Below are 19971 nucleotides of genomic sequence, written 5' to 3' on the forward strand. Positions count from 1 at the left end.
TGGCAGGCAGGTGGAGTTGTCAGGAACCTGACAACGGCGAGAGCGCGAGTTCCAGCACAAAGGCGCCGGCCGCCGTGGCAACAGGCGTCACAATCCAGAACCCCAGGATCCGGAGCACCAGCCGCCGGTTGGTCACCGAGAAACTCTGGTTGGTCCCTGCACCCAGGACAGCGGACGTCACGGTGTGCGTGGTGGAGATGGGCCAGTGCAGGCCGATCGCGCCGAGGAAGAGCAGTATGGCACTGAATATCTGAGCCACAAAGCCACGCAGCGGGTCGATCCGGGTGAGCCTGTAGCCGATGGTGTGGGAAATCCGCCAGCCGCCGAAGAGCGTTCCGGCCGTCAGCATAACCGCGGAAATCAACGCCACCCCGAGTGGAATACTCGGGACATCGGAGAATCCGGAAGCCAGCAGGGCCAGGATCAGCACACCGCTGATGCGCTGGCCGTCCTGCAGGCCATGCCCGAAGGCTACGCCCCCGGCGGCGATTGACTGGGCGCGCCGGAACCGGTTGTTGACCACGTTGGGCTGGGAATACCGCGCCGCCCAGGTCACCGGGAAAACCAGCAGGTAGGAGCCGATGAAAGCGATCACCGGGGAGAGCAGCAGCGGCAGCACCACCTGGAAAAGCAGGGACTGGTCCACGCCTCCCACCGCGTGGCCACCCACTATCACGCTGGCCCCGCCGGCCCCCGCCAGGCCACCCACCAGGGCATGGGTGGACGAGGACGGAATGCCCCGCCACCAGGTGTAAACGCCCCAGACGCAGGCACTTCCCAGGGCGGCAACAAGGATGGACAATCCGTTGCCGCCCTCTGGCAGGCTGATCCAGCGGGCAGTGGCTGCCACGGCCAGCGCGGCGCTGAGCAGGGCACCGAGGAAGTTGAATAACGCCGCCAGCAGGACGGCAACAGTGGGCGTCAGGGCCCTGGTCCGGACGGCGAGGGCCACGGAGCCTGATACGTCCCTGAAGCCATTGAGGAAAGCAAACACCGCGGCCAGGACCAGCACCAGGATAAAGAGGGCAGTCGTCACCTCAGGATTCCTTGACGATGATGCTGCCTACCTGGGTTGCGATGCGCCGCATGTCCTTGGTGACTTCCACCAGCTGGTTAGCGATGTCCCTGTTGCGGGCATACTGTGCGGACTTCATGTCCTTGAGCATGTCCGCAACCCATACCCGGTGCGTCCGCTCCGCGCGTTTGGCCAGGTGCAGGATCTCGATCCAGTAATCCTCAAGGTCATCGAGGTTGTTCAGCCGCCGCATTGCGTCAACAGTGAGTTCGGCCTGGCGGCTGATGATCTCCAGCTGATCGGCGGCCCGTTTGGGGAGCCGTTCGAGTTTGTAGAGCGCCACCAGTTCGGCGGCGGCATCCAGCTTTTCAATGGCCTCGTTGAGGTAGCGGGACAGCGCATACATGTCCTCACGGGGGAGGGGGTTCACAAAGCTGGTGCGCATATGGGTGAGCAAGGCAAAATGCAGTTCGGCCGATTTTGCCTCGTGGTTGTGCATGTCTTCCACAAGCCTGTTGTGTTCGGCCGCGGGCGCTCCCATGATTTCCGCCATTGTGGCGCTTGCCAGGACAATCTGGTGGGCCATCAGCGAAAGCAGGTTCAGCCCGGCGGGCTCTTGGGGGAAAAGGCGCAGCTTCACGTGGGATACCGGTCTTCGGAGGTCGAAATAGCGTGGGGCCACGGGCCGTAGGACATGTGACTTGACGCCAGCCCGCAGATGGTCATTACTTTACCGGCTGCGCTGCGGGCTTCGGGGTGAACATTTGTAATGCCGGCCCGGACACTCATCCTGACACGAATCCGGGCATAAAAGTGGTGCCGAACCGGATACGCCTCTCGGCGGTAGGCCGCTCTAGGCGGCTAGATGTTGAAGCCCGGGGGTTTCGCGGTTCGGCACCAGTTTCAGTGTTCTACTTGAATCGTTCCAAGTCAACATTGACATTTCCGGGCTACGGCGCCTCAGTCCAGCTCTCCCAGGCGCCAGGCGTTAGCTGCGTGCTCCAAGTCCTCGGCGGTCTTGACCAGCTGGTGGGAATTGCGTGTGAGCTTGCTCGCATGGGCCTCATTGCTGTGATCAGCGCCGTCCGCGAGAGTGGCCTGGCCGAGCGCCACCACCCGGCAGAAAGCGGCGGAACGTTCCAGCGCGACGTCGAACTCGCCGTCGAACGCGCCGGACAAAATGGCGTCAGCCATGGACTTCATCTCGTCCGCACCAGGCGGTTCGGCAGCGCCTGCCACCACGTGGGAGACCTGCGCGGTGTCCTTGCCGGCCCTGAAATAGACCGAGATGCGCTCCGGGTCCTGCACGGTGGCTGCCCGCAGGGCATACAGCCGCCACAGGGCGCCGGGGAGGGAGCGGGCCGGGCTTTCGGCCCACATTTCGGCGATGGCCTCGAGGCCCTGTTCGTCGGTGAGCTTGACCAGCCGTTCGGTGATGACGGGATCGGCGTTGTCCCGTCCGTGTCGCACCAGCGCCTGCGCCGCGAGGTGGGCGGCTTCGGAAACACGCGCGGGGTCCGCGCCGCCGGCAAACGGCTCGAAATCGATGGGCGCGAAGGGCTTGGGCTTGTGATGCCGGTTGGCTCCGCCGTATGCGCTGGCTCCTGTTTGCTCGGTCATGCCCCCACGCTACTCCTGTGGAGTATGGGAATCGAGCCTGCGGCGGCAGCCCTCGGGGGTGTAACGCACGACGCCGGCGCGTGCCCCGGTGCCAAAGCTGCCCCTGGTGTGGGGTACAGTATTTAACGTTCAGAAATGGACTGGGCTGATAGCCGTTTGTGCATGCATTTGCGGCAGTCAGCTGGGGCCTTTAGCTCAGTTGGTAGAGCATCGGACTTTTAATCCGTGGGTCGTGGGTTCGATCCCCACAGGGCCCACTCTTTTAGCGAAGAGTGGAAAATCCCCGGCTTCCTGGCAACAGGTGGCCGGGGATTTTTTGTTGGAACCCGGCATTTCCTGCGCCCGGGGTCCACAGGTACGGCGTGGTGGTGCTGACGGCCAGAAGTCCCAGCCGCTCGAGGATGGGCCGGGAATCCTCTGTGCAGTCAACCTGCAGAAACTCATAGCCGCGCTCGGCCGCCAGCCTGGCGCGGGCGGCCACCAGGGTGCGGTAGATGCCCTTGCCGCGCCATTCCGGCAGGGTGCTGCCGCCCCAAAGTCCGGCGAACCCCGTGCCGGGACAAAGTTCCAGCCAGGCGGCTGAAACAATCCGCCCGCCTGCCTCAGCCACAAAAACTGCGGTGGTCTCCGGCCTCGAGGCCGCGCGGGCGGCGAGGTCGCCGGCCAGATGGGGAAACTCGCGCCCCCAGACTTCCGCCTTCATAACGGCGATCCTGCGCATGTCTTCAGGATCCACGGTCCGGCGGATCACCACGCCGGCGGCGGCCTCCGACCTGATCCGGGACAACGCGGCAATCCTGCCTATGACCAGCGTCTCCTGATCCCCTGCCTCGAAGCCGGCCTCGGCCAGGAGCGCGGGGAGCTCTGCCGGGAGGTCGTGGCCGTACGTTTTCCACTCGGCGTTGCTGCCGTCCTTCCGAAGGCACCGGACCTGGCTGCTGACTATTTCCCGGGTCTCTGCCGGGGAAAGGTCCAGTGACCCTGTGGTCACAATGAATGTTCCGTGACTTGTGCCCGAGACCCGGATGACCCGGCCGTCGTCGTGGATTTCGACGTCCTGGGGAAACCCGAGGGCGGATGCGGAACGGAGCCGCTGGTCGAAAGTCTGAAGCATTTCCTGAGGGCTGGTCACTGCCACAAACTAGCAGCACAAAGGAAAAGTGCCGGGCACCGGCCGGTCGGGTGCCCGGCCCGCGGCCTCCGGCGCGTTCGCCGTGACTTTGGCGCAGGATGTGATACAACACACTCCTTTACGTATACTTAACTGATTTTGCAGCCGGTCCGGGTGTCCCGGGCGCGGTAACAGCTGGACAGAACCCCACCGGCACACCCGGAATCCTCAGGAGTTAGGTACTACACCCATGACAGGTCGCCGATCAGCTCGCCGTGAAAGCCGCGGCCAGTCCCCCAGCCGGTCGCCGTTCTTCTGGCCGCGTGTCCTTATGGTCCTCGGCGCGGTCGTCACCGTTGCGGTTGCCGCCGGTATCGTCTTCTGGATCACCAACATGCAGACGCCTGCTGGCGCCAAATGCATGACGCCGGCCCCGGTCACCGTTGCTGCCGACACCACCATCGCGTCGGCCGTTCAAAAGGCAGCCGCCGCGGTTCCGGCGGACGCCTGCGTCGCGTTCAGCGTGAGCACCCAAAGCCAACCGGAAATAGCCGCGAAGGTCACTGCCGGCAAAGACGCCCCGGACATCTGGGTGGCGGATTCCGCAGTCCGCGTTCAGCGCGTGGTGGCCGCCGCGGCGCCGGAAATCGCCGTCTCCTCGCTTGCCTCCACCCCCGGCGTGTTGGTGGGACGCAAAGGCGAGGTCCCCGCGTTCGCCACCTGGCTGAGCGCCCTGCAGACCCCCGGCATTCGGTTCAGTGATCCGCTGGTGACCGGCAGCGGCGAGGTGGCGCTCCTCGGCGCGCTGTCCGAGGTGGAGGGCGGCCGCGCCGACGCCAAAGCGCTCCAGGCCACCATCGCCCAACTGGCCCAAGGTGAAAGCCAGAGATCAGGCGAGAAGCAGACTGACGCCAAGCAGCTCGAGGCCGTGGTTTCCGGTGGCGGACTTGCCATCGTGACTGAACAGGCCTGGCTGGAATTCGCGAAGACACCGGCGGGTGCCCAGCTCTCAGCATCTCTGCCGCACTCAGGATCCGTGTCGCTCAGCTACCCGGTGGCGGTCACCGCCAGCGGCGAACGCGGTGAATCCCTGAAGAAAGCGGCCGCCGCGCTCGAAGACGCACTGGCCACCGAGTCCGGAAAGAAGGATCTTGCTGATGTGGGGCTGAGGCCGGCCGACGGCAGCAAAACTGGCGACCAACCAGGCGTAGGCAATGTGACGGCGGTCAAAGCTGCCTCCGCGGAAACCGTGGACAAGACACTCAAGGGCTGGGCGCTGCAGGCCATCCCGTTCCGCTCCCTGGTGGTCATGGACGTCTCCGGTTCCATGAACTTCGACGCCGGCGGCAAGACCCGGATGCAGCTCACGCAGCAGGCAGCGATTGCCGGCAGCAAGCTGTTCCCCAACACGGCGGCACTGGGCCTGTGGGCGTTTTCGATCGGCCTGGGCGGCGGAACGCAGGACTACATTGAGCTGGATCCGATCCGGAAAATGGACGCAGTGGCTGACGGCGTCACCCAGCGTGACCGCCTGGTGGCGGACATCACCGGACTGGACCAGCGGACCGGCGGAGCAACAGGCCTCTACGATTCCACCCTGGCCGCCTACCGTACTGTCAAAGCCAACTACGATTCGCGCGCCGTCAACAGCATCATCCTTTTTACCGACGGCGCCAATGAAGACCCGGAATCCCTCAACCTGGACCAGCTGCTGGAAACCCTGCAGCGCGAACGCGATCCGGCCAAGCCGGTCATCATCGTCACCATCGGCATCACCGCCGACGCCGACGCCGCGACCCTCAAGAAAATCTCTGCGGCCACGGGCGGCACCAGCTACATTGCCCGGGATCCGAAGGACATTCCGAGCGTCTTCGTGGACGCCCTGCTGGCGCGCGGACAATAGACGCAGACAATAGGTACATGCCAAAAAGCAGCAACCGGCGCCTGCCTCGTCTTGAAGACGTGGCGGAACGCGCCGGCGTCTCCCACCAGACCGTGTCCCGGGTGGTCAATAACCACCCCAATGTCAGCAAGGCGACGCGCGAACGGGTGGAGGCCGCCATTGCTGAACTAGGCTACCGGCGCAACACCGCCGCCCGGAGCCTGGTGACGCGGCGCTCGCAGACCATCGGTGTGCTGGGCAGGCGCTGGAAGAATTCCAGCCGGGCGTCCCGGTAGTGGCGGTCGATTCGCTGGGCAATGAGGCCGTCAGCGGCGCCATGGTGGACCAGAAGCGGGGAGCCGAACTCGCCGTCGGTCACCTTATTGGGCAGGGGCACCGGAGGATCGGGCATGTCGCAGGACCGCGAAGCTGGATCGACGGCGCCGAGCGTGCCGACGGCTGGAGTGGCGCCCTGGCGGCGGCCGGGCCTGCAGCTGATCTCCTGGAAGAGGGGGACTGGAGTGCGGGCAGCGGCTATGAAATCGGCCGCAGACTCGCAGCCGAACGGACTGCCACCGCCATATTTGTGGGCAACGACCAGATGGCACTGGGACTGCTGCGCGCCTTCAGCGAATCCGGTGTCCGGGTGCCCGACGACGTCTCCGTCGTGGCGTTCGATGATCAGCCCGAATCGGGCTACTTCAGCCCGCCGCTCACCACCGTCCGGCAGGACTTCGAGGAACTCGGCCGCCGCTGTATGGACACCATGCTGGCCCAAATCGAAGACGGCGCGGCGGTCAGCAGCACCGTGGTGACGCCGGAACTGGTGATCCGGGGGAGCACAGCAGCACCAGCCGGCTGAGAAGTCGACTGCTGAGTATTCGCCCGCTGAGAAATCGCCTGCTGCCCTCAGCTGACCAGCAACACGGCGAGGGTGATCATGACCACGGCGATGCCGCCGTCGAGGACGCGCCAGGCGCTCCGGCGGCGGAAGAGCGGGGCCAGAAAACGCGCTCCGACGCCGAGGGCAGTGAACCAGATGAGGCTGCCCAGCCCGGCGCCGGCCGCAAACCACCACCGCCCGGTGGAGCCGTGAGCGCTGGCCAGGGACCCGACCAGAAACACGGTGTCCAGGTACACGTGGGGGTTGAGCCAGGTGAACGCCAGGCACGTGCCCAGGACGGCTGCCCAGCCGACGCCCTGCCCGGTCCCGAGGTGGTCCAGGTGTTCCCCTCGGATGGCCCGCCAGGCGGCGAGCATTCCATAGACCAGGAGGAAGGCCGCACCGGCCCAGCGCACCACTTCGAGCGCGGCGGGTGCCTGTTCAATGACGATGCCGATGCCGGCCACGCCCAGCAGGATCAGCACAAGGTCTGACAGGGCGCAGACCGCAACCACCAGCGTGACATGGGAACGCTGGAGGCCTTGCCGGAGGACGAAGGCGTTCTGGGCGCCGATGGCGACGATGAGGGACAGGCCGGTGGCAAAACCTGAAAGCACGGAGATTATCACCGTCCCCACGTTAGAAGGAAGATCGTCATGAAACCAGTTAAAGATTCTGTGGTTCCATAAGATGAGCTAATGATTGACATTCATCCTGACCAGGCCCGGACGCTGGCCGCAATCGTTGCCCGGGGAAGCTTCGACGCCGCAGCCAGCCACCTATCCGTCACACCATCCGCCGTGAGCCAGCGCATCCGTGCCCTCGAGGTGGCCGTCGGCCGCCCTGTGCTGAGGAGGACCCGGCCGATCGAACTCACCGAATCGGGACAAGCCGTGGTGCGCTTCGCCCGTCAACTCGAACTGCTTTCTGCCGACCTGGCCGATGAGCTGCAGCCGGGCACAACCCACGCGGATACCCGCCTTAGCTTGGTGATCAACAGTGATTCGCTGCATACCTGGGCGCTGGCTGGCCTGGCCGCGGTGGCCGGCAGGGTCCAGCTGGAAATCCTGCGCGAAGACCAGGAGTACTCGCTGGATCTCCTGCGCAGCGGGGCGGCGGCAGGGGCCATCACTGCCACTGCCAAGCCGGTGCCTGGCTGCACGTCCCGCCGGCTGGGCGTTATGCGCTACCTCCCGGTCTGCACCCCTGCGTTCGCCCAGACCTGGTTCGAAGGCGGAGTGACAGCGGCAACGCTGGCGACAGCGCCCGCGGTGGTCTACGACCGCAAGGACGATCTGCAGGACCGCTACCTGCGAAGGGTCGGCCGCAAGGTCCTCCAGCCCCCGCGGCATTACGTCCCCGCCGCGCACGAATTCGGCGAGGCCATCCGGCTCGGCATGGGCTGGGGGATGATGCCCGAGATCGAAATTGCGGGCTACCTGCAACGGCAGGAACTTACGACTTTGGCGCCCAAGACGTATGTCGACGTACCGCTCCATTGGCAGCAATGGCGGTACGGGTCAGCCGCTCTGGACGAGATTGCCGCGGCAATCCAGGACGCAGCGCACGTGCTGAGATGAGGTCCGCGGGGTTGGCGGTCATCTTGACAGGGCGTGTTGTTAGCGCTCTCAATTGAGACGGGCCACGAAGTGACGGCAACTATTGGAGGACTTCATGGGCGTGACCGCTGAGGGTACAGACTGCTTTGTTATTGGTGTGGACTACGGGACCTTTCCGGCCGCGCTGTTGTGGTGAGGGTCCGTGATGGCAAAGAGCTGGGCAGTGCTGTGTTCGATTACCCGCACGCGGTGGTTACCGGCGCCCTCCCTGCGGGCACAGCGGGCGACGGCGCCGCACGGCTTCCCGGTGAATGGGCGCTTCAGGTGCCAAATGACTCCGCGACGTCCTGGGTTACGCGGTGCCTGAGGCCGTCGCCGATGCGGGAATCGACCGGAGTGGGAATTCGCCAAGGGCCTCCAGCTGCTTGAGGAGGACCCGGTAGTCTATGCCGCCACGGACCACTGGGTGGAAGCTGCCGACTGGATCGTCTGGCAGCTCTGCGGAAACTACGTCCGCAACGCCTGCACTGCAGGCTACAAAGGTATCTTCCAGGACGGACAGTACCCGTCCGCGGACTTCCTTTCCGCGCTCAATCCGCAGTTCAAAGACTTTGTCAGCACCAAGCTGGAACACGCCATCCTCCGCGTGGGCGACGCCGCCGGCCGCCTCACAGCCGAGGCCGCAGCTTGGACACGAACACCTGAGCGAGTTGGCGGGGCGCCAGGCCATCGGCGAACACGGCCTCATCGACTTGGACTGGCACTCCGGCAACCGCTCGGTGCTGGAGTCACCAGGGACGCAGGGCACGGGTATTTCGAGGCGGCGGAGTTCACTCAGGGCGTAGGCTGCGCGGGACTACCATCGTGGCCACAGTAGTTGACATAGATAAGTGTCAGTTCGGGGAGGTGCGCCGTGGCTACCGTTGTTAACAGAGTTTCCGGATCTGCCGGGTCCGAGGACCCGCTGGACAGTTATTCCGCGACAGTGATCCGCGTCGCCGAGTCCGTTACGCCGCACGTGGCTGCGATCGAGATGGCCGGCAACGGGCGGAATGGACGGTTCCGCGTCGGGGCGGGCTCGGCCGTACTCTTCACCTCTGACGGGTACCTCGTCACCAATGCCCATGTGGTGGGGAGCGCGCAGAAGGGGCATGCGGTCTTTGCGGACGGGACCAGGACGGACATGGATGTGGTGGGCGCCGATCCGCTCTCAGATCTTGCCGTTGTCCATGGTCGGCCTCCTGCGGCGCCGCCGGCAGAGTTCGGGGACGCAGAATCGCTCAGGGTGGGCCAGCTTGTCATCGCTGTTGGCAACCCCCTGGGGCTGGCGGGGTCCGTTACGGCCGGGGTGGTGAGCGGCCTGGGCCGGTCCATCCCTGTCTGGTCCGGGCGCAACCGCCGTGTGATCGAGGACGTTATCCAGACCGACGCAGCTCTCAACGCCGGAAGCTCGGGCGGTGCGCTGGCGGATGCCCGCGGCCGGATCGTGGGCATCAACACGGCAGTCGCCGGAGCCGGACTGGGGCTGGCCGTTCCCATCAACGACACTTCCCGGCGGATCATCGCCTCCTTGCTCAAGGACGGGCGCGTCCGGCGTGCTTACCTTGGGCTGGTCAGCACACCCGTCCAGCTGCCGGTGAGTTCCGTGGTCCGGACAGGCCACCACGACGGTCTGCGAATCGTCGAAGTGCTGGTGGGCTCTCCGGCCGAGCGCGCAGGACTCAGGGCCGGCGACGTGGTGCTGAGCGTCGGCCGGAAATCCGTCTCCAATGCCGAAAGCCTGCAGAAGCTGCTCTTTGCCGAAGCAATCGGTGCGCCGCTGGACATAGCAGTGCTGCGTGACGGCACCGAATTGCTCCTCGTGGCGGAACCGGAGGAAATGACCGACACGATGTAGTGCGCGTGTCCGCTCGGACGCGGCGCACAGCAATGTTTCCGGTTCCACCCTTGACGAACGTGACGGTTGCGCTAACAATGCTTTCTATAACGTTGTAGAAAATAAAAAAGCGAGGACGTTCACGTGGGCATTTCAGAAACTGCCGCAGCAAAAATCACCATCGATCCGGCCTTCTCGGTGGGTCCCGTCCGGCGGCGCACCTTCGGCGCCTTTGTGGAACACCTGGGCCGTTGCGTCTATACCGGCATCTTCGAGCCCGGGCACCCGCAGGCGGACGACGACGGCTTCCGCACCGATGTCCTGCAGCTCACCCGGGAGCTGGGCGTGTCCACGGTCCGCTACCCGGGCGGCAACTTCGTCTCCGGCTACCGCTGGGAAGACGGCGTGGGACCCGTGGGGCAGCGCCCGGCCCGGCTGGACCTGGCCTGGCACTCCACCGACCACAACGTGGTGGGCGTGGATGAATTTGCCAAATGGTCCGCCAAGGCCGGTGTGGAGCCCATGATGGCGGTCAACCTTGGCACCCGCGGTACGCAGGAGGCGCTGGACCTGCTGGAATACTGCAACATAGACGGCGGTACCGCCTTCTCGGAGCAGCGCAAGGCCAACGGGGCTGAGGATGGCTACGGCATCAGGATGTGGTGCCTGGGCAACGAAATGGACGGCCCGTGGCAGATCGGCCACAAGAGCGCCCCGGAGTATGGCCGGTTGGCAGCGGATGCGGCGCGTGCCATGCGCATGGTGGACCAGGATCTGGAACTTGTGGTGTGCGGCAGCTCCAGCCCGGGAATGGACACCTTCGGCGAATGGGAGCGGGTGGTCCTGAGCGAAACGTACGAACTCGTCGACCTCATTTCCGCGCACCAGTACTTCGAGGACTTCGGGGATCTGCAGGAGCACCTGTCCGCCGGCCAGCGGATGGAATCCTTTATCAAGGACATCGTGTCCCACATCGACCACGTGAAGTCGGTCAAGAAATCCGCCAAACAAGTCAACATCTCCTTTGACGAGTGGAACGTCTGGCACGCCAGCCGCGACGAGTCCAAGGTTCCGTCCGGCAAGGACTGGCCTGTTGCTCCGGCATTGCTGGAGGACCGCTACACGGTGGGGGACGCCGTCGTCGTCGGTGATCTCCTGATCACCCTGCTGCGCAACACGGACCGCGTGCATTCCGCCAACCTCGCGCAGCTGGTCAACGTCATCGCCCCGATCATGACCGAACCCGGGGGCCGGGCCTGGAAGCAGACCACCTTTCACCCGTTCGCGCTCACATCGCATCACGCCGCCGGTACGGTGCTCCAGCCCGCCGTCGAATCTCCTGTGGTGAGCGGTGGGCAGACGGCCGGCTTTGCCGCATTGTCCGCCGTGGCCACCTTCGATGCGGAAGCCGGCGAGGCAGTGGTATTCGCCGTCAACCGTTCAGTAACGGATGCCCTCACGCTGGATGCTGCGGTTGCCGACCTCGGCAACGTCAGCGTCATCGAGGCGGCCACCTACGCCAACAAGGACCCGTACTGGCAGGCGACGGCGGACGATTCCACCTCTGTTCTGCCGGCGGAAAACGGCAGTGTCACGCTCGACGGCGGCCGGCTCACCGCCGTGCTGCCCGCCGTGTCCTGGTCCATGATCCGGCTGGCCGTGGAGGCTTAGGGGCTCTGCAGCCCTCTGCCTGTTCCGGTTGTAGCAGGAGCATCCGGTCCTCGATGGGTGGCGGCTCCCGCTACGGTTTCTCCGATATGGAGGTGTTCAGGATGGCGTTATCCCTGTAGTGCGGCTGCTTCTTCGAGGTTCTGGCCTTTGGTTTCGGGGGCCATGAAGTAGCCGACTGCCGCACCGAGGAGCGCGATGCCGGCGGCGATCCACATGGTTCCGGAGAGTCCGAGGTGGGTCAGGGCCAGGGGTGTAAAATGCAGAAGGTCGGGAGGGCTTGGATGAGCGATGACGGCGGTTTTCTCTATTATCGGCTCCGTTTTGACCTGCTTGATTGCGTCAGACGCCCGCGTATCTACGGCCAACTAAGTGTCCATTAGCAACAGTCCACGGAAGGTCCTCACGATGTCCGACCCTGACCTCTCAGCACTACGGGAACAAGCCGCGCGCGGTGACCTCGATGCAGTAGGGCAGCTGATCGAACTTGCCGCGGAGCGAGAAGACTTCGATGAGCTGCGTCGTCTCGCTGACAGCGGCAGCAGGGATGCTGTGGACCAGCTCGTTGAACTCGCCGGTGAAAAGGGTGACTTGAATGAGCTTCGGCGCCTCGCTGCCAGCGGTAGCCGTGATGCGGCTGACGTTTTAGCCGAACTCGATGAGGAAGCCCTCACAGACGATAACGAATAGCGGGTTGGCGTGGGATCTTCGATGTCCCCGGCCGCACGTGTGCGGCACAAGCTTCCCCCTCTCCGTAGATGCGCAACAGAGCCTGAATGTCGCACAAAAGATGGATGGAGGGCCTCTCATCCTTCTGTCCGTCAGATTGAACCTTAAACCTCGATCCGCCCGTGTAATTAATGGAGGCGATCCACCCTCACCTGGCGTGAATCCAGTTCCCGCCTTGGCATCCGATTGGCGTATATCCCTACCGGACGCGGCTCCGGAGTAACCTCCGCTGGTGACGGGAACGTCTTCGTGCGGCTAGGAGCGCCAAGACTGAGGTCAGGACTACGCAACGTGGACGGTCCTCGGGAGGATGTGAACCGTGCCATGCAACCAGATGGAATCCCTGCTTATTTCACTATGGCCGTTGGCGCGAGGCAAGCGGAAAGTTGTATCCACTGCAAAGCTGTCGTTCAAGCCGGCCGACCGTCGGGGGAGGACCAGGGAGCCGAGCATCAAGGGCAGGCCCTGGCTGGCGTTTACGGGCTCGCGGGCCAGGTGGCAATCGACTGTTTGCAATCCATAAACGGCGAGGGATAAGAGATTCCTGTCGATATCTCACCAGATCAAAGCGACCATCGGCGAATACCTCGACCACCAACTGCCGGGACCACGCAATCGAAGGGAAGGTTCCGGTTCTTAGCGGTTCCTTAGAACGCGTTCCGGACACTGGAAAAGAAATCATCAGTGGAGTCCCGTTGAATCAACGGGAGCGGAGGGCAGTTGTGAAGAGTCAGACCATCGATCGTCACCCGGACGTGACCGCGCGCCTGGGTGTGCTTCCGCAGATCAGGCATTGGATTGTGTTGCCGGCTGTCATCGCCGTGGCCGTGCTTGCCTTGGGTTTGACCATGAAGTCTGTCCCGGTGCTGACGGCCTCGGATCTTGGCGTTGACCAGGCCGTAAGCCGGGATCATTCGACTGTGCTGAACACTCTGGCGCTGGCGTTGAACAATCTTTTCAGCCCAGCCGGCGGAATCATCATGTTGGTGCTGGTGTGCGTGTTTCTGCTGGTGGTGCGGCGCAGCCCGGTCAACGCGATAGCCGTGGGTGCTATCACTTCGGCCGGGTGGCTGAGCAGCGAGGTTTTCAAGGTTCTGGTGGCCCGGCATCGGCCGGATCCCGGAGACCTGTTGGATCCGTTGGTGTCGGAGCCCGCCTCCAATGGTTTCCCCAGCGGCCACACCTCACTTGCGGTGTCCCTGGCTATCGCCCTCTTCCTCCTCGCCCGCGGCACCCGATGGGAGCGCCCGAGCCTTGCCTGTGGTGCAGTGGTGGCCGTGGCGGTGGCCGCCTCACGCGTCTATTTGGGTGTCCATTACCCGACCGATGTGGCAGCGTCGTTCCTGGTCTCCATTGCGGGAATAATATTATTTGCCGGCCTGTGGAACCGCTACGCCCTCCGCTTGCTGGCCAGGGTCAATGTTCTGCGTCGCTTTGGCCCGGTCCCTTACCCGGCCCGGTGAATGGGCGACCAGGGGTGAGGTGTCCGCCGGACGCGGTTTCTTGGCAGAATGCGACCATGGACGAAGAGGCAAAACCACGCGTACTTCTGATTGAAGATGACGATCAGCTCGGGCCGCTGACAGTCCAGCTGCTCGGCGGCGAGTTCAATGTCACCCTGGCCACAGACGGGCAGCAGGGCCTCCATCTGGGCCTGACAGGGGACTGGGATGTGCTGGTAATTGATCGGGGACTGCCGCTCCTGGACGGGGCCTCCCTGATCGCAGCGCTGCGCAGGAAGCAGGTTTCCACGCCCGTACTGATCCTGACCGCCCTCGGAGCCGTCCAGGACAAAATCGACGGACTCGATGCCGGAGCGAACGACTACATGGTCAAACCCTTCGACGCCGACGAACTGGCGGCCCGGCTGCGTGCCCTGACCCGCACCTATGACAGCCCCCGGACCATGCTGTCGCTGGGCTCCTGGGATTTCGACCCATCAGGTCGAATCATGTCCTCGGCCTACGGGGCCCGGGTGGTTCTCTCACCCCGCGAGTCCGGGCTGCTTGAAATCCTGGCACGAAACCCCGGCCGGGTCTTTTCCCGTCCCGAACTTCTCACCGCCGTGTTTGAGGGCACGGACGGTCCGTCGGTGGTCGATACTTACGTCCATTACCTGCGCAAAAAAGTCGGAAAATCCGTCATCGTCACCATCCATGGAGCCGGCTACCGGATCGGAGAACCGGAATGAAACCCACGGATGCCGATCAACTCATCCTCCGGGCAGCGTCCCGCAAAGTCAGCATCCAGATCGCTGCGGCGTGTGCGGCACTGGTTGCCGTTGTCATCGCTGCGTCGTTCCTGTTTGTCCTCCGGCGCTCACAACCAGGGGAAATCCTTGAACACGCCGCCCGGCCCGGCCGGATCTACATCGACAGCAGCGACTTGCTTCTGGCCCTGATCGGCGGCGGCATCGTGGGCATCATCCTTGCTGCAGCCGTCGGCCTCAGCAGTGCCCGCCGCGCCGTTCGACCGCTCGGAGAGGCCCTGGCCGCGCAGCGGCGATTCGTCCAGGACGCCAGCCACGAGCTCCGCACGCCCCTGGCCGTACTGGACGGCCGGCTTCAGCTGGCGAACCGGCAAACAACACCAGGCACCCCGATCTCGGGCACAGTCGCCCAGCTCCGAAAAGACGCCGCCGCGCTCACGCGGACAGTCAACGACCTGCTGCTCGCTGCAACATCAGAGACCACACGAGGCCCGGCGGAGATAGTTGATGCCGCTGAGCTGATTGCCGAAACGGTCCGGGAGATGACGCCTTTGGCAGACGAAGCCGGTGTCGGGCTGACCGTGAAGAGCCCCAGCGCCGCGTGGGTTGATCTGCCGGCCCACACGCTGCGCCGGGTGATCTATGCACTGGTGGATAATTCCCTGGCCCACACCGGCACTGGCGGCGACATCGCCGTGACCGTCACCACCAGCGGTGGAAAAGTCCGGATCAGCGTCGCCGATAACGGCTCCGGCATCACCGGTATTGAGCCGTCAAGGATCTTTGACCGCTTCGCCCACGGCCACCCCACCGGTGAAGGAACACAACGGCGAAGCCACGGAATAGGACTCTCCCTGGTCATGGAAGCAGCCGCCAGCCGGGGAGGAGACGCCCGGATGACCAGCACCGGCCCGCACGGAACCATCATCACCGTCACACTCCCCGAACGCCGCCGGCATAGCACCGGCGTGCCTACGGAAGAGTGACCGCGTAGACGTGTGCGGCGTAACCATCCAGTGCCTCGGAACACCTGACCAGATGCCCGGCAGCAGTTTCCGCCTCGGGAAGGTGCAACACGTCGCGGGATTTCAGTTCGCGGAACCAGCGACGCAGACGTTCAAGGCTCTGCTCCTCCTCCTCCAGCTCGGCGAAGGTGAATTTTTCCTTGGCGATCTCCCGGGCGATCTCATCCTCGAATTTGCCGCAGTCGGCGGTGAACTCCGTCCATTCATCAACCCGGGCGGCGGTAAAGGCCGCACGGAATGACGCGGCACCCTCCTCATCTCTGGCCCTGGCATCGACCACGGTCAATGTTCCAGACCCCTTCGCTGTCAGCTCCCTCACGCGGGTCAGCCCCGATTCGAAGGCAGGATGGGCCGGCAATACCCAGGTCCCGCGGGAAATAGGAACCGCGCCGGTGCGGCGCAGCTCCCGCCACACCGCCACCCGATGTCTGGACGGCTGAGCCGGCACCTGCACCAGAACCAGCAGCCATCCGAAATCTTCCATTGTCACACCCATAAATGTATCATTTGTTACTTGGAGGCCGGCCGGCCGGCCGGCCGGCCGGCTGCCGGTCGGACGCGACAGGCGAGGAGCAGACCGTGAACGAGGATCCGGTAATCGAGCAGTTCCCGAGCGCGGACCGCGGTCTTCACGCCGGGGGAGGCGGTGGCGTGTGAGCGGGTTCGTCGACAGTATCCTCAACGTCAACCCGCTGCTGGCGCTGACCCTGGTGGGGCTGCTCGTGTTTGCCGAGGACGCTTTGTTCATCGGATTCGTGATCCCGGGAGAGACGGCGGCGGTCCTCGGAGGCGTCGTCGCCAGCCGGGGCCACGTGGAGCTGTGGATGATGATGATACTGGTCGTGCTGGCCGCCATTGTGGGGGACACCGTCGGCTACGAGATCGGCAAACACTTCGGCCCCCGGGTCCTGAACCTGAAGGTCATGAACAAGCGCCGCGCCAAACTGGACAAGGCGCAGGACTTCCTCCGCCGCAGGGGAGGATCAGCGGTCTTCCTGGGGCGGTTCGTGGCCTTCTTCCGGGCGGTCATGCCGGCCCTCGCGGGGACATCCCGGATGCACTATCCCCGGTTTCTGGCCTTCAATGCCGCCGGCGGCGTGGTCTGGGGCGCGGGGTTCGTGCTGCTGGGTTTCCTGGGCGGCAACTCCTACGAAGCAGTCGCCAAGGCAGCCGGACGTGACATCACCGCCGTCGTGCTGTTGGTTGCTGTGATCGCGTTCATCGTCTGGCGCGTGCGCAAAGCACGCCGGGAACGCCGCACCGGCGCGCCCCCGCCCGTTTCCGCGCCGGAGCCCGAGCAATGACGGCCGACCCACAGGGCGCCACGGTGTCAAGCCCCCGGCGGCATCTGTTCCCCTTGTATGCGGCCGGCTTCACCACGGCGTTCGGCGCCCATGCCGTGGCCGCGAACCTCGGCGCCTACAGCGTGGGCCATGGCCAGTCCCTGCTGCTGCTGGGGGCGATGCTGGCCCTGTACGACGGGGCCGAGGTGCTGCTCAAACCCGTTTTCGGGACACTCTCAGACCGGATCGGCGCCAGACCCGTCCTGCTCGGAGGCCTGGCCGCCTTCGGCCTCTTTTCCGCCGCCTTCGTCCTGGCCCGGGATCCGGCATGGCTGTGGCTGGCCCGAGTTGGCCAGGGCGCGGCCGCGTCGGCGTTCTCCCCGGCAGCCTCTACCCTGGTCTCCCGGCTGAACCCGACCAACCGGCAGGGCAGAGCATTTGGCTCCTACGGGTTCTACAAGAGCATCGGATACACCGCCGGGCCGTTGATCGGAGGAGCGCTGGTCGCCGCTGGCGGTCTGGAACTGCTGTTCACCATCACCGCACTCCTGGCACTGGCGGTAGCGGTCTGGGCCTTCCTGGGCGTGCCCGTGGCGTCGCCCCTTCCCCGCTCCCGGCAGACCGTCGCCGACCTCGCCCGGCGGCTGGCCGATCGGGCGTTCCTGGCCCCGGCCGCCGCCCTGGCAGCGGCGACCGCGGCACTGTCCGTCGGTGTCGGCTTCCTCCCCCTCTCGGGGTCGGCCGCGGGTCTCGGGCCCGTCGCCACCGGGGCAGCTGTCTCGCTCCTGGCCCTCTGCGCCGCCGTTGTCCAGCCCCTCGCCGGGCGGGCATCCGACACACCAACCGGTCCGGGCCGCCTCACTGTCCTTGGCCTGGCACTCACGGCCGCCGGCCTGGCCGCCGCGATGCTACCCGGGATCGCCGGGCTGCTGGCGGCCGCCGTGGGCATCGGCGCCGGAACGGGCATCATCACCCCGGTTGCCTTTGCGGCCCTGGCCACCGCCACACCGCCGGAGCGGCTGGGCCAGACCATGGGCGCCGCCGAAGTCGGCCGCGAACTCGGCGACGCCGGCGGCCCGCTGCTGGTTGGGGCGGTCGCAGCCGCCGCGGGCCTCACGGCCGGCTACGGTGCCCTCGCCCTCCTGACCGCCGCCGTCGGAGTATTCCTCCGCCGTCCCCGCACCCGCACGGGAGGCAAGTCCCCGGCAGTCGCGGAAACCAGCCCGAACCGAACGGAGCCGGGATGATTGAAACCGCAAACCCGCCGGACCGCGGACGGAAAAGACGGCCGGGATGATGAGTGTACGGACGCTCAGGTACGGGGCAGCCCTGCTGGCTGTGGTTGTCTTGACCGCCCTGAACGCCTATCTGCTGAATACGCTGGATGTCGTCGGCATTCCGTTGATCTTTGCGGCCGCCTTGCTCGTGCAGCTGCTTTTGATCATTCTGTTCGTCTTCAGCCTGATCATGGTCCTGCGCACGCCGCTGAAAATCGCCTGGTCGATACTGCTCTCCGCCGGGGAGGGTGTGCGTAGCAACACCTACGTCGTTCGGTTCCGTCAACGCTACCCGCGCCTCGTTCGCTGGGCCGGCCGTCGGTTCTCGATGAAACAGCCGACCGGGCTAGTCCTGACGGTCGGCGCCGCGGCTGCGGCCACCGCCCTGCTGCCCTTCATCAGCATCACCCGGGCCGTCATCCTGAAGACTTCGTTCGCCGGCATCGACCAGCGGATCCTTAATCTTGTGCCGGATATCCGAACGGACGGGCAGAACACGTTTTTCAGCGTTGTCGCGTTTTCCGCCAGTTCGGTTTCGGTCATCTTCTTTCTGATCGTCCTGGGCATAGCCTCCTGGCGGCGGCGGCAATGGTGGCTGCCGGTCCTGCTGGCCGCCGCGTTTGGCCTGGAAACCGCCAGTTCCACGGTGATCAAACAGCTCGTGGCACGGCCCCGGCCGGACCGGTCCCTGGGCCTGCTGACCGAAAACAGCTTCAGTTTTCCCAGCGGGCACACGCTGACAGCGACCGTCGTAGGCGGCCTCGCAGCCTACCTGCTGTGCCGCACCGTCAAGTCCTACATCGGCAGGCTGATGATCGTGCTGGCTACGCTGGCCGCTGTTTTGCTGGTCGGTATCAGCCGGATATATCTGGGCGTCCACTACCCCAGCGACATATTGGGCAGTCTCGCCCTGGGTTTGTTTCTTCTTTCCGTCATTATCACGCCGTTGGAGATCAACGACCGGTTCCACCTTGTAAGGCCGGTGACACTCACCGTCGCGGTCCAACGGCCGCTCCTGATCGCCGCTTCCGTTGCCTTGCTGTTCGCCGGGATATTCGCCGCCCAGCTCACGCCCCTGACAGTCATTGAACGTCAGGAAACTTCTGAGGTACTGCCCGCGCTGAATGAGGCTGCCATTAAGGGGTTGCCTGTCTATAGCGAAACGCTGACCGGGGCCAGGATGGAGCCCATCAACTTTATCTACCTTGGCAGTCAGGAGCAGATACAGGGCCTGTTCAAGCGGGCCGGATGGTACAAAGCCGACCCCTCGACCCTGGGCAACACCCTGCGATCCATCCTGGTGGCGGTCCGCAACGAGCAGTACCTCACGGCTCCGGTCACGCCGTCCTATCTTGACGCCCGGCCCGAGACCGTGGCATTCGAAAAACCCACCGACGCCAACACGCTGGTCCAGCGGCACCACACGAGGATCTGGAAAACCAATTTCACCGTCGGGGGTCTGCCCGTGTGGGTCGCCACGGCAAGCTTCGACCGGGGCATCGGGATAGGAACGAAGTCCGGTTTGCCGACCCACCACATCGATCCCGATGTTGATGCGGAAAGGGCCTACATCTTGCAATCGCTGAAAGTGGCCCAACCCCACCTGGTTCACGTCGTGGACGCCCAGCTGGGACACAACGCAACCGGCGACGGATTCTTTACGGACGGCCGGGCGGCAGTACTCAATCTTGAAAGCCTGAACCGGTAACTACGGGGCACCCCCGCTGTACGGCGCCAACTGTTCCGCTGGCCCTTGTTTGTGCGGGCCGCCGAGCCGAGTATGGCACGGGATAATATTCCGGACCGCTGACCGGCCTTCGCTGAAAGACAGTGC

At 64.8% G+C, this 19971-nt stretch carries 18 protein-coding genes, 1 tRNA gene and 2 pseudogenes; 14 read left to right on the top strand and 7 right to left on the bottom strand.

All coding sequences use genetic code 11. From position 1 onward, the window contains the following. Positions 1–19: 19 nt before the first annotated feature. The 3 genes from ACQCST_RS02255 to ACQCST_RS02265 form a co-directional block, all read right to left on the bottom strand. Positions 20–1036 (bottom strand): inorganic phosphate transporter, encoded by a 1017-nt coding sequence (locus tag ACQCST_RS02255; RefSeq protein ID WP_426997748.1) that lies wholly within the window; start codon positions 1034–1036, stop codon positions 20–22. Between the two features lies 1 nt (position 1037). Next, positions 1038–1655, bottom strand: coding sequence for a DUF47 domain-containing protein (locus ACQCST_RS02260; protein ID WP_426997749.1), 618 nt, complete (start codon positions 1653–1655; stop codon positions 1038–1040). A gap of 320 nt (positions 1656–1975) precedes the next feature. Then, the gene (locus ACQCST_RS02265) at positions 1976–2635 is read right to left on the bottom strand and encodes a hypothetical protein (RefSeq protein ID WP_426997750.1); all 660 of its coding nucleotides are present in this window, start codon (positions 2633–2635) and stop codon (positions 1976–1978) included. A gap of 184 nt (positions 2636–2819) precedes the next feature. Between ACQCST_RS02265 and ACQCST_RS02270 the strand changes: the two genes are divergently transcribed. Next, positions 2820–2892 (top strand) — tRNA-Lys (locus tag ACQCST_RS02270). Between the two features lie 5 nt (positions 2893–2897). Here ACQCST_RS02270 and ACQCST_RS02275 read toward each other — a convergent pair. Then, positions 2898–3767, bottom strand: coding sequence for a GNAT family N-acetyltransferase (locus tag ACQCST_RS02275; RefSeq protein WP_426997751.1), 870 nt, complete (start codon positions 3765–3767; stop codon positions 2898–2900). Between the two features lie 229 nt (positions 3768–3996). Here ACQCST_RS02275 and ACQCST_RS02280 point away from each other — a divergent pair, with 229 nt between their 5' ends. After that, a complete protein-coding gene (locus ACQCST_RS02280; RefSeq protein ID WP_426997752.1) occupies positions 3997–5649 on the top strand; it encodes a substrate-binding domain-containing protein in 1653 nt (550 codons plus the stop codon). 17 nt (positions 5650–5666) lie between these two features. Beyond that, positions 5667–6490, top strand: a pseudogene (locus ACQCST_RS02285) (LacI family DNA-binding transcriptional regulator). Between the two features lie 47 nt (positions 6491–6537). Here ACQCST_RS02285 and ACQCST_RS02290 read toward each other — a convergent pair. Further along, positions 6538–7140: a LysE/ArgO family amino acid transporter gene (locus ACQCST_RS02290; RefSeq protein WP_426997753.1), complete on the bottom strand. Its 603-nt coding sequence runs from the start codon at positions 7138–7140 to the stop codon at positions 6538–6540. Between the two features lie 69 nt (positions 7141–7209). Between ACQCST_RS02290 and ACQCST_RS02295 the strand changes: the two genes are divergently transcribed. The 4 genes and pseudogenes from ACQCST_RS02295 (at position 7210) to ACQCST_RS02310 (ending at position 11617) form a co-directional block, all read left to right on the top strand. Beyond that, positions 7210–8091, top strand: a complete 882-nt coding sequence (locus ACQCST_RS02295; protein ID WP_426997754.1) for an ArgP/LysG family DNA-binding transcriptional regulator — start codon at positions 7210–7212, stop codon at positions 8089–8091. 94 nt (positions 8092–8185) lie between these two features. Further along, a pseudogene (locus ACQCST_RS02300) lies at positions 8186–8800 on the top strand (hypothetical protein); the annotation flags it as partial. A 183-nt stretch (positions 8801–8983) separates the two neighbouring features. Continuing rightward, entirely contained in the window at positions 8984–9967 is a 984-nt protein-coding gene (locus ACQCST_RS02305; RefSeq protein ID WP_426997755.1) for a S1C family serine protease, read from the top strand. 123 nt (positions 9968–10090) lie between these two features. Next, positions 10091–11617 (top strand): alpha-N-arabinofuranosidase, encoded by a 1527-nt coding sequence (locus ACQCST_RS02310; RefSeq protein WP_426997756.1) that lies wholly within the window; start codon positions 10091–10093, stop codon positions 11615–11617. A 107-nt stretch (positions 11618–11724) separates the two neighbouring features. Here ACQCST_RS02310 and ACQCST_RS02315 read toward each other — a convergent pair whose 3' ends face one another. Next, positions 11725–11982 carry an MFS transporter gene (locus ACQCST_RS02315; protein WP_426997757.1) on the bottom strand — a complete coding sequence of 86 codons (258 nt, stop codon included), beginning with the start codon at positions 11980–11982 and terminating at the stop codon, positions 11725–11727. Positions 11983–12022: 40 nt separating this feature from the next. Between ACQCST_RS02315 and ACQCST_RS02320 the strand changes: the two genes are divergently transcribed. From ACQCST_RS02320 to ACQCST_RS02335, 4 genes are all read left to right on the top strand, one after another. Next, positions 12023–12304 carry a hypothetical protein gene (locus tag ACQCST_RS02320; RefSeq protein WP_426997758.1) on the top strand — a complete coding sequence of 94 codons (282 nt, stop codon included), beginning with the start codon at positions 12023–12025 and terminating at the stop codon, positions 12302–12304. A gap of 761 nt (positions 12305–13065) precedes the next feature. Beyond that, entirely contained in the window at positions 13066–13806 is a 741-nt protein-coding gene (locus tag ACQCST_RS02325; protein ID WP_426997759.1) for a phosphatase PAP2 family protein, read from the top strand. A 56-nt stretch (positions 13807–13862) separates the two neighbouring features. Further along, on the top strand, positions 13863–14534 hold the full coding sequence (locus ACQCST_RS02330; RefSeq protein WP_426997760.1) for a response regulator transcription factor: 672 nt from the start codon (positions 13863–13865) through the stop codon (positions 14532–14534). Beyond that, positions 14531–15538: a sensor histidine kinase gene (locus ACQCST_RS02335; protein WP_426997761.1), complete on the top strand. Its 1008-nt coding sequence runs from the start codon at positions 14531–14533 to the stop codon at positions 15536–15538. The genes ACQCST_RS02330 and ACQCST_RS02335 overlap by 4 nt, the downstream gene beginning before the upstream one ends. On the opposite strand, the gene ACQCST_RS02340 is transcribed toward ACQCST_RS02335, so the two are convergent. After that, positions 15525–16073, bottom strand: coding sequence for a Chromate resistance protein ChrB (locus ACQCST_RS02340; RefSeq protein ID WP_426997762.1), 549 nt, complete (start codon positions 16071–16073; stop codon positions 15525–15527). The genes ACQCST_RS02335 and ACQCST_RS02340 overlap by 14 nt on opposite strands. A gap of 157 nt (positions 16074–16230) precedes the next feature. Between ACQCST_RS02340 and ACQCST_RS02345 the strand changes: the two genes are divergently transcribed. The 3 genes from ACQCST_RS02345 to ACQCST_RS02355 are packed head-to-tail and all read left to right on the top strand — an operon-like array spanning position 16231 to position 19845. Then, entirely contained in the window at positions 16231–16881 is a 651-nt protein-coding gene (locus tag ACQCST_RS02345; protein ID WP_426997763.1) for a DedA family protein, read from the top strand. Next, positions 16878–18107, top strand: a complete 1230-nt coding sequence (locus ACQCST_RS02350; protein WP_426997764.1) for an MFS transporter — start codon at positions 16878–16880, stop codon at positions 18105–18107. The genes ACQCST_RS02345 and ACQCST_RS02350 overlap by 4 nt, the downstream gene beginning before the upstream one ends. A 46-nt stretch (positions 18108–18153) precedes the next feature. Then, positions 18154–19845, top strand: coding sequence for an LssY C-terminal domain-containing protein (locus ACQCST_RS02355; protein ID WP_426997765.1), 1692 nt, complete (start codon positions 18154–18156; stop codon positions 19843–19845). Positions 19846–19971: the final 126 nt, after the last annotated feature.

It is taken from the genome of Pseudarthrobacter sp. N5 (assembly GCF_050157035.1).
Taxonomy (GTDB): Bacteria; Actinomycetota; Actinomycetes; order Actinomycetales; family Micrococcaceae; genus Arthrobacter.